The sequence below is a fragment of the Rathayibacter sp. VKM Ac-2857 genome (assembly GCF_013205025.1).
Classification (GTDB): Bacteria; Actinomycetota; Actinomycetes; order Actinomycetales; family Microbacteriaceae; genus Rathayibacter.
On record NZ_JABMLE010000002.1, the window covers coordinates 1029958 to 1043020 of the forward strand.

The following is a 13063-nucleotide window of genomic DNA, read 5'->3' on the forward strand; positions in this document are numbered from 1 at the left end:
ACGGGGGTCGGCATGAGCGAGAGACACGTCGTTCGCGCTTCGGCTCCACGGATGGAGGACGTGGCGCGGCGAGCCGGCGTGGCGCTGGGCACCGTCTCGAACGTCATCAACCGGCCGACGCTCGTCTCGGCCGCGACGCGATCCAGGGTCCAGCAGGCGATCGACGAGCTCGGCTTCTCGCCGAACCGTGCCGCCCGCGCCCTCGCCGCAGGTACGAGCAGCACCTTCGGCTTCGTGGTGATCGATCTCAGCAACTCCTTCTTCCTCGACATGACGCGGGGCGCGGAGCATGCTGCCGAGTCCGCCGGGATGACGGTGGTGCTCGGGAACACCGACATGCGGCCGGTCAAGCAGCGCACGTATCTCGACCTCTTCACGGAAGAGCAGGTCGCGGGCATCCTTCTCGCGCCGCTTCCCGGCAGCGCTGGCGACGCGATCGCGAAGCTGCCGCGCGGGCGCAGGCTCGTCTTCCTCAACGACTCGGCCGTCGATGGGGCCTGCACCGTGAGCGCGGACGATGAGCACGGCGGCTACCTCGCTGCCCGCCACCTGATCGACCTCGGTCGTCGTCGCCTCGCGTTCGCGGGAGACCCCGCGATCGCCGTGCCCGTGCGCGACCGACTCCGCGGGGTCGAGCGTGCGGTCGCAGAGTCGAACGGCGCCGTCTCGCTCGAGCTCGACCTCACGGCCGAGGTGCAGATCGAGGACGGCAGACGCTTCGGCCACCTCCTTGCCGGTCGCGCGGCAGCCGATCGCCCCGACGGCGTCATCGCAGCCGCTGACCTCCTCGCGCTGGGGATCCTGCAGTCGCTCCTCGCTCAGGCCGACCTGCGTGTCCCCGAGGACATCGCTGTTACCGGGTACGACGACAACCGGTCCGCCTGGGACAGCGTCGTGCCGATCACCACCCTTGCCCAGCCCGGCGAGGCGATGGGCGAGGCCGCGATGCGCCTCCTCCTCGACGAGATCTCGAACGCGCCCGCCCACGAGCACCGGCACGAGGTACTGCGTCCACGGCTGATCGTGCGTGGCAGCACCGTCCCCCGCTGACCCCTCCGATACCACTGCGACTTCTCTCCCCGTCCTGGTCGACGACGGCGCCTTCCGCACCGCGAGAAAACCTTCTGTACATGCCGTGCGTCGCGTTGAACTCAACCAGGGTGCACTGACTCGAGCGCTCCTGCGTGAGCCGGCAGGACGATCGAGAATGAATGCTCTCCTGGACCGACCTCGAAGAGCTCCTGCCCCGGTAGTACGACCTCCGCCGTGGTCCCCACCGGGACGACCAGAAGGACAGTGAGGCCGCTGCCAGTGCTGACCCAATCGATGGCTGCGTCGCCGTAGGGGGTGCGGTGCGTCGCACCGGCGGAGATCAGACCTCCACCCGGTCGCGGTGCGAAGCGCAGCCGCCGGTAGCCGGGCGCTGCCGGCGCGAGTCCTGCGACGACGCGGTGCAGCCAGTCCGCCACCGCGCCGAGGGCGTAGTGGTTGAAGGAGGTCATGTCTCCGGGGTTCACCGTCCCGTCGGGGAGCATGGAGTCCCAGCGCTCCCAAATCGTCGTGGCACCCATCGCGACGGTGTACAGCCAGGAGGGGCACTCGTCGGTGAGCAGCATCCGGTACGCCTCGTCGAGGTGGCCGGTCAGGGCGAGGGCGTCGGAGATCACCGGCGTTCCGGCGAAGCCCGTGGCGACGCGCCCCTGAGCCCCAGTGACGAGGTCGGCCAGGCGCTCTCCCCCGGCGTCGCGGGTGGCGGCGTCGGGCCAGAGGTCGAAGACCGTGGCGAGGGAGTGCGCCGTCTGGGTGTCCTCGAGCAGGCGACCCGAGGGGTCGAGATAGCGGGCCGCGAACGCGCGCGCCACTCGCTCGCCGAGGTCGCCGAAGTAGTCGGCGTCCTGCACGGCGCCGACGAGTCGGGCGATCTTCGCCATCGCCCGCGCCGAGCGCGCGAAGTAGGCGGTGGCGACGAGGGCGGGGTCGGTGGTGGCGAGGGCGGGGTCCTCCGGCGGCGCGGCGGGATCCAGCCAGTCGCCGAGCTGCATCGTGCCCTCGCAGATCAGGTCCTCGCCGGCCCTCTCCTCGACCTGGAGCACCCACGCTCGCGCGCTGTCGTACTGGCGGCGCAGCAGATCGACGTCGCCGGTGCGGTCGTAGAGCGCTTCCGGGGTGAGCACGGCGGCGTCGCCCCAGATCGCGACGGGATCGACGGGCGCCTCGGCCCACACTCCGAGAGGGAGGTAGGGGACGTAGAAGGGGACCGTGCCGCGGTCGTCCTGGTCGTGGGCGAGGTCCTGCAGCCAGGAGGAGAGCATGCCGGTGACGCCGTAGAGGAACGCGGCGGTCGGCGCGAACACCTGGATGTCGCCGGTCCAGCCCAGGCGCTCGTCGCGCTGCGGGCAGTCGACGGGGAGGTCGACGAAGTTCGACCGCGCGCTCCACACGACGTTCTCGTGCAGCCGGTTCACGCCGGCGTGGCTGCTGCGGAACCAGCCCGTGCGCTCCAGATCGGAGTGCAGGACGCGGGAGACGACGGCGCCGACATCCAGCGGTCCCCGCCATCCGGAGATCTCGGCGTACCGGTACCCGTGGATGGTGAACCGGGGCTCCCAGCTGAAGTCGCCGCCGGCCAGGACGAGCCGGTCGGTCGCATCGGCGGCGCGCAGCGTCCGCGTGTACAGCTCGTCGTTCTGGAGCACCTCGGCGTGGCGGAGGACGAGGAGGTCGCCCTCCTCGCCGTGACCGGTGATGCGGAGGCGGCCGGAGTGGTTCTGCCCGAAGTCGAGCAGCCACCGGCCGTTTCCGCGATCCTGCACGGAGACCGGTCGCAGCTCGCCCGTGCAGCGCACCGGTGGCCCGGTCGGGGCGACCAGGATCGACGCGTCGGCGGGGAGCACGCGCACGGGGCTCTCGTCCCCGGACCAGCCGGCGGTGGACCAGGCGGGGGCGTCGAGGCGGGCGTCGACGTGCTCGCCCTCGTAGAGCCCGGTGGTGAGGATCGGTCCGACTCCTGCGGTCCAGTCGGGTCCGCTGACGATCGTCGTGAGGGAGCCGTCGGAGCGGGTCAGCTCGATCTGGGCGAGGGCGCTCTGGTCGGTGCCGTAGAAGTCGGTGAGACCGCCGTCGAAGCCGACGAGTCCGCGCCACCAGCCGTCCGCGAGCCAGATGCCGATGGCGTTCCGGCCGGTGTGCAGGTGCTCGGTGAGGTCGAAGGTCGCGTAGCGGAGGCGGTGGCGGTAGGTCGTCCAGCCGGGGGTGAGCTCCTCGTCGCCGACCCTGCGCCCGTTCACCTCGGCCTGCGCGAGGCCGTGCGCGGTGAGGTAGAGGCGGGCGCGCACGACGTCGGAGGGGACGTCGAAGTCGGCCCTGACGCGCGCCGGGCGCCGGAGGTCGGCGTTGTCATCCCAGGCGGGGCCGACGAACGAGGCGGACCACTGCTCGGGTTCGAGGAGCCCGACCTCGACCCGCGCGGGTGCACTCCACGTCCCGTGGTCGCCGTGAGGGCGGACCCGGACGGCGACGCGCTCGCGGGAGCGCAGCGGCCGGGCGGGCCAGGGGACGAGCACCTGGTCGGGACCCTCGAGGTGGTGCCGGCTCACCTCATCGGCCGAGCCGGGGTGCTCGATTGAGACCTCGACGTCGACGGCGGTCTGGACGAAGCCCGCGGGGGCTTCGAGGTAGCGCCAGGAGAGTCGTGGTGTGCTCTCGCCGATGCCCAGGCGGTCGTCCTCGTGGTGCTCGAAGCGGACGCGGGAGATGCTGATGCCGACAGTCATCCCTTGACGGCTCCAGCGGCCAGACCGCGCATGACCTGCTGGTTCAGGAACAGGTAGAGCACGAGGATGATCAGCACGTTGATGCAGATCGCGGCGAAGGTGGGACCGTAGTCGACGACGCCGAACTGGCCGGTGAAGTTCAGCAGTCCCACCTGCACCGTGCGCAGGCTCTCGTCGGTGGTGAAGGTCAGGGCGATGAGTAGGTCGTTCCACATGAAGAAGAACTGCACGAGCGCGATGGTGAAGACGGCGTTGCGCATCATCGGGAACGCGACGGACACGAATGAGCGGACGATGCTGGCGCCGTCGAGGGTCGAGGCCTCGAAGATCTCCCGGGGGATCGCGCGGAAGTAGGTCGCCATCATGAACACTGTCAGGGGCAGCGCGGTCGCGGTGTAGGTGATGATCAGCGGCCACAGCGAGTTGCTCAAGCCGAGGTTGAAGTACACCGAGAACAGCGGCAGGAGGATCATCTGCCCGGGGATCATGATTCCGACGAGGAAGAGCAGCAGGGTGGTGCGGCGGCCCTTGAAGACCATGATCTCGAGGGCGAAGCCGGCCGCGGTGCCGATGACGAGGGTGATCAGCAGGGCCGGGAAGACGGCGAGCACCGAGTTCAGCAGGTAGCCCGCGACCGAGCTCCAGGCCGTCGTGTAGTTGGCGAAGTTGAGCCAGTTCTCCGGCAGCGCCCAGGTCGGGTTGTTGAGGAACTCGTCCTGGGTCTTCAGCGATCCGAGCAGGAGCCATACCAGCGGGTAGACGAAGACCACGAGGAGCACGGCGACGACGAGGTAGAGGGGGAGGCGCTTCAGGAACGCGGCCCCGGTACCGCGCCCGGATCGAGGGGCGCGCTTGGGCAGGGTGGGGCGAGCTGCGGTGGCCGCGGCAGCGGCTGCGGTGGTGGTCATGCGCGTCACGCCTTCTTCTCGGTGGTCATGGAGCCGCGGAAGATGACCGCTGTCACCAGCAGGCACATCACGGTGAGCAGGAGGGCGATCGTCGCGCCGTAGCCGTAGTCGCCGCCGGCGAACGAGGTGCGGTACATGTACAGCGTGAGGGGGGTCGTCGAGGTGCCGGGCCCGCCGCCGGTGAGGGCGTAGATCGAGTCAAAGACCTTCAAGGTTCCGTTGATGCTGAAGATGGCGGAGGAGATCACGATCGGCAGGGACAGCGGCAGGATCACGTGGCGGATCAGCTTCGTGTTCGAGGCGCCGTCCAGGCTCGCGGCCTCGATGACGTCGTCCGGGATGTCGAGCAGCCCGGTGTAGAGCAGGACTCCGTAGAAGCCCATCGCGCGCCAGATGTCCATCAGGGCGATGACGATGAAGGCGGTGTCGGCGTTGCCCAGCCAGTCGATCGAGGGGATGCCGACCGTGTTGAGGACCGAGTTGACGAGACCGGTCTGCGGGGCGTACTCGAACAGCTTCTGGAAAAGAAGGGAGACCGCGACGGTGGGGAGGACGACGGGGAAGAAGATCAGCGTCCGGATGACGCTCGAGGCGCGCTTGAGGAAGAACTGGTACAGCAGCGCGAGCAGGTAGCCGGCGACCACCTGGCCGACGGTGACCAGGAGCGCGTACTTGATCGTGAAGAGCACGGCCGGTCCGACGGACGGATCGCTGAAGAGCCGCTCGAAATTGCTCAGGCCGGCGAAGCTGAAGCCGCTGAGGACGCCGCCGGTGAAGAAGGTGTAGCCCAGGGACCAGACCATCGGCAGGAGCATCACGGCGGTGTAGACCACGAGCGCGGGGCCGAGGAGGAGGGCGATGGCGCGCTTGTCCGCGAGCACAGAGTTCATGGTGTCCTCAGGGGGAGAGGGTGGAGAAGAAGAGGGGCTCGAGGGCGGGGCCGGAGCCCCGCCCTCAAGGGAGGTGGTGCGTGCTACTGCCCCAGCGAGGACTGCACGGTGTTCATGAAGTCCGAACCGGAGAGCTGACCGGCGCCGAGGGGGCCGCCGTTGCTCTGGCTGGTGGTCGTGGCGTTCGCGGAGAACAGGGCCTCGAACCAGGCGACGCTCTCCTTGGTGGCGGCGATCTGGTCCTGCACCTGCTGGGTGAGCGCCGGAATCTCGACGTCGCCGTTCACGGTGAAGCCGGTGATCTGGCCCGCCTCGCGCAGCGCCGCGGCGGCGTAGTTCTCCGAGATACAGCTGGCCCAGTTCTGGACCTTCTCGTCCTCGTAGGCCGACTTCGAGAAGGCGATGCTGGTGCCGACGTTGGCCGGGGTCTGCTCGGTGGTGCCGACGCCGCCGTCGACGGTCGGGAAGGGCATGAAGCCGACGTTGTCGACGCCGATCTTGTTCGCCTCCTCGTCGTTGAAGCTCGAGACGGCCCAGGAGCCCATGTAGTAGAAGCCGGCTCCGCCGGTCAGGAACGTGTTCAGCGCCGTGGCGTAGTCGATGGCCGAGGGCGAGGGGCCGAAGTCGCCGGCCGCACCGAGCGCCGCGACGGCCTCGGCTGCCTCGACGTACTCGGGATCAGTGAGGGAGGCGTCGCCGCTCTCGATCGCGGTCATGGCGTCCGGTCCGAGCTCGCGGTAGAGGTACGCGCCGACCCAGCGGGTGACACCCCAGCCGTCGCCGCCCTTGCCGGCAGCGGAGATGGGCTGCACACCGGCGGCCTTGAGGGTGTCGAACGCGGCAACCAGGGAGTCCCACGAGTCGGGCGTGGTGATGCCGTTCGCCTCGAGGATCTGCTTGTTGTACCAGACGCCCTCGATGTTCAGCTCGGTCGGCATGACCATCGTCGTGTCGCCGTAGATGGACGCGATGCTGGACGCGGCGACGGGCACATAGCCCGCGGCGATGTCCGACCCGGTGAGGTCCGCGACCTTGTCGGCAGCGAAGAGCTCCTTCATCAGGTCCGGCGAGTTCGCGGAGACGAAGGCCGACGGAAGGGCGTTCTGGCCACCGAGCAGCTGGAGCTGCTGGTCGAGGGAGGACTGCGCCTGCTTGTTGATCTTCAGGGGCAGTGCCTCGTTCTCGGCGGAGCACTCGTTCTCGCTGAGAGAGGTGAGGACGGTCGGGATCGTCGTGTTCTCATTGATCGCGAGGAACGTGAATTCGTTCGCGGCGCTCGTGGCACCACCTCCGCCGCTGCACGCGGTGAGGGCGAGAACGGTGACGGCCGCCGCGCTGAGGACGGTGACTGCACGTCGGGACTTCATGCTGCTGCGCATGGGTTCCTCCTTGAACCTAGAATGGGATTGAAGCGCTTCACTTGGGATGCGTGGACACCGTAGCATGAACGCTGCCGCCCGCTCGCGAGTGGTGCACGCGAGGTTGACGGGCCCGCTCGTGCGAGCAGCGGCAGCAGGACCTCGACGCGTGGGCGTAGGCAGATGCCGGTCGTACTCACGACCCGAGCCGTTCGCTTCGTCGTGAAGAGAGATGGATCTTCTGTGACGAGCCTTGACGGGGACGATCGCTCCGTGACGATAATGGACGTCGCCGCGCATGCGGGGGTCTCTCGCGCCGCTGTCTCGAAGGTCCTGCGCGACGCCTACGGAACCAGCGACTCGATGCGCACGCGGGTCAACGCCGCGATCGATGCTCTCGGGTACCGGCCCTCGCGCGCTGCTCGATCATTGCGCGGGGCTGGTCGTACCGTCGGGATCGACCTGCCCACCATCGGCGACCCGTCTCACCCAAGCATCGTGAACGGGATCCTCTCTGTTCTTCGACCGGCCGGATACCACCTGATGATCGTGCCGGTCCACGGGCCTGATGAGCTGGCGGTAACTGCTCCCGTCTCGGTCGCCGACTTCCAGGTCGACGGCATCATCGGGCTCTCTCCTGTCATCGACCGGCCGCAGCTCGAGAAGGTCGCACGACGTGTCCCTACCGTGGTGCTCGGTCGTCACGAGCCTGCGACCGCCTATGACACCGTCGTCGGCGACGACGTCGAGGGCACCCGGCTGGCGATGAACCATCTCTTCGAACTCGGCCACGAGCACATCGCGCACGTCACCGGACCGGAGACCTCGACGGTCGCAACCGGCAACAACGCGCACTCGGTCCGTCTCTTCGAGTACGAACGCCTGATGAGAGAGCGCGGCACGGCGGAAGCGCCCCCCATCGTGCACATCCAGGCCGACGCCGACGAGAACGAGTCCCACGCCGACGCCGTCCGGCTCCTTCAGTCCTGTCCGGCACTGACGGCGATCTTCGCTGCGAGCGACGCGCTCGCGATGCCGGTCCTGCACGCGCGCACAGATCTCGATCGGACCCCTCTCGCAGTCGTCGGCTACGACGACACTCCGCTGTCCCGCCACCGCGGAATCGGGTTGAGCTCCATCGATCAGCGGCAAGAGGAGATTGGTCGGACCGGTGCGCACCTACTTCTTGAGCGGATCGCAGGACGCACAGCCCCCGTGCATCACGTCGTGCGGCCAGAGCTGCATGTACGCGCGTCCAGCATGAAGTCACTGCGTTTGGTCTAAGACCGCTCCTTGGGAAAAACGACGCGACCATTTCTATACCAACCAATCCCGATAATAGAGATTATGTCAGCTTGATCCGAGAGTGCTTCGACTGCCGGCCCGTGAGTCGCAGCTCATCACGGTTTCGGCACGACAGTGCTTTGCGACGGCTGCGTTGATGCCCTCGGCGCTGTCGCCCTCTCAAACATGACGAATGCGACTCCGCCGGTTCTATGGAGTCGATGCGGCCCCCTCCGACCCGAACGGAGAGGACCGCAGCGCAGAGCCGGGCCGGACGATCCGATCGTCCGGCCCGCGAGCCTCATGCGGCAGGACTCAGAAGACCTGCCACTCCTTGATGCCGACGCTCCCCTTGCCGGAGACCGTGCCCCGCGGGGTGAGCAGGAGGCGCAGGCGCGTCGTCGTCACGGGCGCGAAGGTCACGGTGTTCCACCCGTTCGCCGCGGTCGAGAACGCGCTCGGCGACGGGACCGGCTTCCAGGCTGCGCCGTCCCAGTATTCGGCGGTCCAGGAAGCCGGAGTCGTGATCCCCGTGCCCGACGAGTCGAGGTTGTCGACGAAGTACGTCGCCAGGCGACGGACGGTCGTGGCTGCCGGCCAGCTGTACTGCACCGACTGCGCCGAGACCTGCGGCCAGGCTCCCCACGTCGTCGCGTTGTCGTCGGGGACGACGTCGCGGGAGGTGGTCGGCTCGGATCCGTCGTTCAGGCCCGTCACGCGGTTCCAGGCGGCGGTGAACGACGCGGCAGCGGTCGCTGCTGTCGCGAGGTTCTGGTCGCGCAGGATCCGCACGACCGGGGCGGCAGCACTCGTGGCCGGCACCGCTACCCGCACCGGGGAACGGCCGTCGCTGCGGACGGTGCCCGCGGCCCCGCCGTCCACCGTGACGGAGTAGCTCCCGGCGGGCAGATTGACGAGGTCGATCAGCGGTGCGAAGCCCGCGCCGCCGGTGTTGCGCAGGGTGAGGCGGATGTCCGCACCCGCCTGCTGGATCTCGGCCCGCGTGTAGGTGCCGCGCTCGATGCGGATGTCGAGCTTGCCGAGGGTGAAGAGGGTGATCCTGCGGCGGACGCCGTCCTTGGGCACGAGGACGAGGCCGGTCGAGGTCGTCGTCATGTCCGCGCCGTAGGCGTAGGGCCCGACGATCGGGTCGTCGATCACCGTCGCCGTCGCGGAGCGCAGCCCGCCCCAGAAGCCGAGTGCGGCCTCTCCCGACCACGCCCACCAGCCGTCGAGGATCGGCATGAACCCGTACTCGTTGGTGCCCTTCTCGCTCTGGTAGATCCAGGACGCCGCGCCGATGTTGCCGGCGAGAGGACTGATCTGCCCGGAGTTGATGTTCGCCCAGCCGGAGAGGTAGGCGCCGTTGGTCGAGCGGACGGAATCGGCGAAGTCCCGGCCCGCGGGATCACCGTAGGTGAGCAGGTAGTCGTGCTGCTGCCAGGCGCCGAGCTGGCACTCGTAGCCGAGGTTCCACCACGACTCGCCCATGTGGCGGTTGTCGGAGCCGTAGAAGTACCAGAGCGGCTGCATGCCGCGGCAGGTGAGCGAGGCCTTCTGCACCTTGTCGGCGAGAGCCCGGTTCCCGTACTTCTTGGCGAGCGTGTACGACACCTCGAAGCCGGTCGTGTCGATGCTCATCTCGGAGCCGAACGGGTACTTCTCGGCAAAGAAGAAGTCGCGCTTCGGGAGCAGGAACCGCTCGAGGGAGTCGGCGTCGGCCGTCATCCCCTCGGCGCGGAGCGCGTTCAGGATGTCGGGGTAGGTGTGCTCCCCCATCATCCCGTGCTTGATCGCGCCGTCTCCGATCGGGCTGGGGAGCGGGATCTTCGTGAACATGGCCTCGAGCGTCTTGAAGGTGAGCCTGAGGTAGTCGGTGGCGGAGCGCTTCGTCAGAGCCGGCGTGATCTGCGCGATGCGGTACATTGCGTAGTAGGTGTTCGCGATGTGAATGTAGTTGTAGGTACGCCAGACACCCTGGTCGTTCGGAGTGCCGTCGCGGCCGTCGTACCAGCGGTACACCTGGTAAGTCGGCTGGCCGGCCGAGTCCTTCCTTCCCTGCAGGTAGCCCAGGAGGAACGTGTCGATGTAGGTGTCCACCGCCGCGATCTCGGCGGCGACAGGGGCGTCGATGTTCTTCTCCGCGAGGAAGACGGCCGGTGCGAGGCCGAGGTCGTCGGCGCCGCCCGCCATCCACTCCTTCCAGCCGCCGCCGGGGTAGTCGTCCCAGGTGACGAGCTTCTGGTTGCTCATGTCCCACTGGAGGAACGCGCCGTTGTAGCCGCGGGTGGTCTTCGCCTGCTGCTTGGTGGCGATGAAGTTCGCGTGCATCCCGATCAGCTTCTCGATCGGCTCGATGGCGTAGTACTGCAGGACGGAGGTCTTCGACCCGCCGTAGGTGACCGTGACGGTGCTCGCGCCGAGCTGCGGCAGGGAGACCTCGTACAGCGAGTAGCCGTTGCGGGTCCCCTTGGCGACGACGGAGACTCCGCGGCCGGACTGGCCGATGACGGAGGTGATCCCGGCCTTCGCGCGCACGGCGAGCGTCGCCTTGGTGTCCGTCGGTACGACCATCCCGGGCAGCGACACGACGTCGACGACCCCGGCGTCGAACAGCACGTCCCGGAGATCGGTCGCGTCCGCGGCCCAGCGGAAGGTGAAGCCGTAGGTCTTCTCCTGCCCGGGCGCGAGGGTCAGCGAGCTCGTCGGCAGGTAGGTGCCGGCCTGGTTCCGACGCTGCGGGACGGACGCCGCCGAGTGGAGGTAGAACTCGACGAGACCCTCCCAGGACGGGTCCTGCTCCGCGAACGGCCCCTCGCCGGGGCGGGCCTTGTTCTTGAACTCCAGCGACGTGCCGTCCTGCGGGACGAGCACGAGGGTCGAGCCGTCGCCGTTGGGCCGCTGCCAGGTGATGTAGGAGCCGTCGCGGCCGACGAAGGAGTGCCGGGCGACGTTCTTCTCGTAGATGCCGGTCTGGTTGCCGCCGTCCCACCACGCGTTCATGAGGAACGGGATGCCGACGTCGAGGAACTCGAGCGACTCGGTCGACGTGTTGCGCAGGGTCATGGTCCAGCTCACGCGGTCGCGCTGGGCGCCTGTCAGCTGGTAGCGCTGCGTGAGGGCGAAGTCGCGGATGCCGTTCGCATCGGCGGCGCGGCCGGAGTAGGCGACGGTGACGGTGTCGGCCGAGGTCGAGACCGTGCGGATGTCGTCAGAGCGGCCGGTGACCATCGCGGTCCCGCTCGTGGCCGCCCCCTTGCGGACCGAGAAGACGGCGTCGCCGGTCCAGCGCGAGTCGTCGACGGAGAAGATCGGCCGGATGTCGGGGTTGGCGACGTAGTTCGTGCCGTAGCCGTCGCGCGGGTCGGAGAGCACGAACACGCCTCCCGTGGCCCGGTCGACGCGGAAGTCGAAGGCCGGCGAGGAGAGGTCGGCGGTCGGCCCGAGGGCGAACGCGGCGGACGGGGCGGCGGAGGCGACGAGAGCAGCGCTGCCGGCGACGCCCGCCGCTCCGAGGAGGACGGATCTGCGGCGCAGTCCGGGAGCGGAGGACTCCGGGTCGACCGGCGAGGACGGGGAGGGGACGGTCATGAGCTCTTCTTTCACGTCGATGGGAAAGGTGTGCCCGCGGACGCGGCTGATCGAGCAGCCGACGATCCACGAAATCTTTCTTCGCGAAAGCCCGGGGATTCGGCTCGAGCAAAGAAACAGGCGAAAGGCCTTTCGCTAGTAAAGCTCGTCGATCGCCGTTTCGTCAAGACGGGGACGCCGACTCCCGGCGACAGCCGAGCTCGCCGGCCGTCGACGAGGGCAATGTCGAGGGCGCGTCAGGCCCGTCGCCCTTCCGCGTGGACGAGGCCTCAGCGGCGGGCGATGGTGGAGCCGCGGATGACGAGCCGGGTCGGGAGGTGCTCAACGCCGGAGGCGGGTGCTCCCCCAATGGCCTCGAAGACGCGGTGCGCCGCGGCGCGTCCGAGCTCCTGCAGATCGGCGTCGATGCTCGTCAGCTGGGGTCGGGCGTTGGTGGCGAGGACGAGCCAGTTGTCGAAGCCGACGACGGCGACGTCTTCGGGCACCTTCCGCCCGAGGTCGCGGGCGCTGTCAAGGGCGCCGCGGGCGATCTGGTCGGAGCCGCAGACGATGCCGTCGAGATCGGCGTGCCGCTCGAGCAGCACGGCGGTGCCGTCGCGTCCCCACGACTCGGACCATTCCGAGAACATCACGTCGCTGACGAGCTCGAGGTCGGCGTCGCGCATCGCGTCCCGCACGCCGCGGGCCCGGTCCTGCGCGGCCTGATAGCTCGGGTCGCCGGTGAGGTGCGCGATTCGCCTGCGGCCCAGCCCGAGGAGGTGCTCGGTCGCGAGGCGTCCGCCCTGGTAGTTGTCGGCGGCGAGAGAGACGTCGGTCGGATCCTCGGACGGCGCGTAGACGTAGACGACGGGGACGGGGAGGTCGTGCCCGAGGGACGGGCGGGGGTTCGTGCTGCTGCCGACGACGAGGATTCCGTCGACGCGGCGGTTGAGCAGCGCCGCGAGGTGGTGCTGCTCGCGGATCGCGTCTCCGCGGGCGTCGCAGAGGAAGACGTTGACCGCTCCGGCTCCGAACGCGTCCTCGGCTCCCATCAGGATCGGGATGACGAAGCGGCCCTCGAGGTCGTTGGTGAGGATGCCGACGGTGCCGGTGCGGCCCTCTACGAGGCTGCGGGCGAGCGCGTTCGGCGTGAAGGACAGCTCACGCGCGGCCTCCATCACCTTGACCCGCGTGGCCGGTGCCACGCTCCGGCCGTTGATGGCCTTGGATGCCGTGGCCATCGACACGCCGGCGAGCTTCGCCACATCGCTCAGGGTCGA

The 13063-nt window shown here is 68.9% G+C and carries 8 protein-coding genes; 2 read left to right on the plus strand and 6 right to left on the minus strand.

From position 1 onward, the window contains the following. Positions 1-60: 60 nt before the first annotated feature. Positions 61-1050: a LacI family DNA-binding transcriptional regulator gene (locus HQQ86_RS11980; protein ID WP_173288305.1), complete on the plus strand. Its 990-nt coding sequence runs from the start codon at positions 61-63 to the stop codon at positions 1048-1050. 101 nt (positions 1051-1151) lie between these two features. Here the strand turns inward: HQQ86_RS11980 and HQQ86_RS11985 are convergent, their stop codons facing one another. The 4 genes from HQQ86_RS11985 to HQQ86_RS12000 form a co-directional block, all read right to left on the minus strand. Further along, positions 1152-3773 carry an alpha-L-rhamnosidase gene (locus HQQ86_RS11985; RefSeq protein ID WP_173288307.1) on the minus strand — a complete coding sequence of 874 codons (2622 nt, stop codon included), beginning with the start codon at positions 3771-3773 and terminating at the stop codon, positions 1152-1154. Continuing rightward, positions 3770-4681: a carbohydrate ABC transporter permease gene (locus HQQ86_RS11990; protein WP_173288309.1), complete on the minus strand. Its 912-nt coding sequence runs from the start codon at positions 4679-4681 to the stop codon at positions 3770-3772. Before HQQ86_RS11990 ends, HQQ86_RS11985 begins: the two co-directional genes overlap by 4 nt. 5 nt (positions 4682-4686) lie before the next feature. Further along, the gene (locus HQQ86_RS11995) at positions 4687-5571 is read right to left on the minus strand and encodes a carbohydrate ABC transporter permease (protein WP_173288311.1); all 885 of its coding nucleotides are present in this window, start codon (positions 5569-5571) and stop codon (positions 4687-4689) included. Positions 5572-5654: 83 nt separating this feature from the next. Further along, positions 5655-6950 carry an ABC transporter substrate-binding protein gene (locus HQQ86_RS12000; protein WP_173288313.1) on the minus strand — a complete coding sequence of 432 codons (1296 nt, stop codon included), beginning with the start codon at positions 6948-6950 and terminating at the stop codon, positions 5655-5657. A gap of 261 nt (positions 6951-7211) precedes the next feature. On the opposite strand from HQQ86_RS12000, the gene HQQ86_RS12005 reads away from it, so the two are divergent. Next, the gene (locus HQQ86_RS12005; RefSeq protein ID WP_254072093.1) at positions 7212-8213 is read left to right on the plus strand and encodes a LacI family DNA-binding transcriptional regulator; all 1002 of its coding nucleotides are present in this window, start codon (positions 7212-7214) and stop codon (positions 8211-8213) included. A gap of 315 nt (positions 8214-8528) precedes the next feature. Here the strand turns inward: HQQ86_RS12005 and HQQ86_RS12010 are convergent, their stop codons facing one another. Both HQQ86_RS12010 and HQQ86_RS12015 read right to left on the minus strand, forming a co-directional pair. After that, a complete protein-coding gene (locus HQQ86_RS12010; RefSeq protein WP_173288317.1) occupies positions 8529-11804 on the minus strand; it encodes a DUF5695 domain-containing protein in 3276 nt (1091 codons plus the stop codon). 269 nt (positions 11805-12073) lie between these two features. After that, a complete protein-coding gene (locus HQQ86_RS12015; protein WP_367947741.1) occupies positions 12074-13048 on the minus strand; it encodes a LacI family DNA-binding transcriptional regulator in 975 nt (324 codons plus the stop codon). Positions 13049-13063: the final 15 nt, after the last annotated feature.

Bases quoted from the DNA above. Each gene is read 5' to 3' on its own strand.
- HQQ86_RS12010 (WP_173288317.1), bottom strand. From the start codon at position 11,804: ATGACCGTCCCCTCCCCGTCCTCGCCGGTCGACCCGGAGTCCTCCGCT.
- HQQ86_RS12005 (WP_254072093.1), top strand. From the start codon at position 7,212: ATGGACGTCGCCGCGCATGCGGGGGTCTCTCGCGCCGCTGTCTCGAAG.
- HQQ86_RS11995 (WP_173288311.1), bottom strand. From the start codon at position 5,571: ATGAACTCTGTGCTCGCGGACAAGCGCGCCATCGCCCTCCTCCTCGGC.
- HQQ86_RS11985 (WP_173288307.1), bottom strand. From the start codon at position 3,773: ATGACTGTCGGCATCAGCATCTCCCGCGTCCGCTTCGAGCACCACGAG.
- HQQ86_RS11990 (WP_173288309.1), bottom strand. From the start codon at position 4,681: ATGACCACCACCGCAGCCGCTGCCGCGGCCACCGCAGCTCGCCCCACC.
- HQQ86_RS12000 (WP_173288313.1), bottom strand. From the start codon at position 6,950: ATGCGCAGCAGCATGAAGTCCCGACGTGCAGTCACCGTCCTCAGCGCG.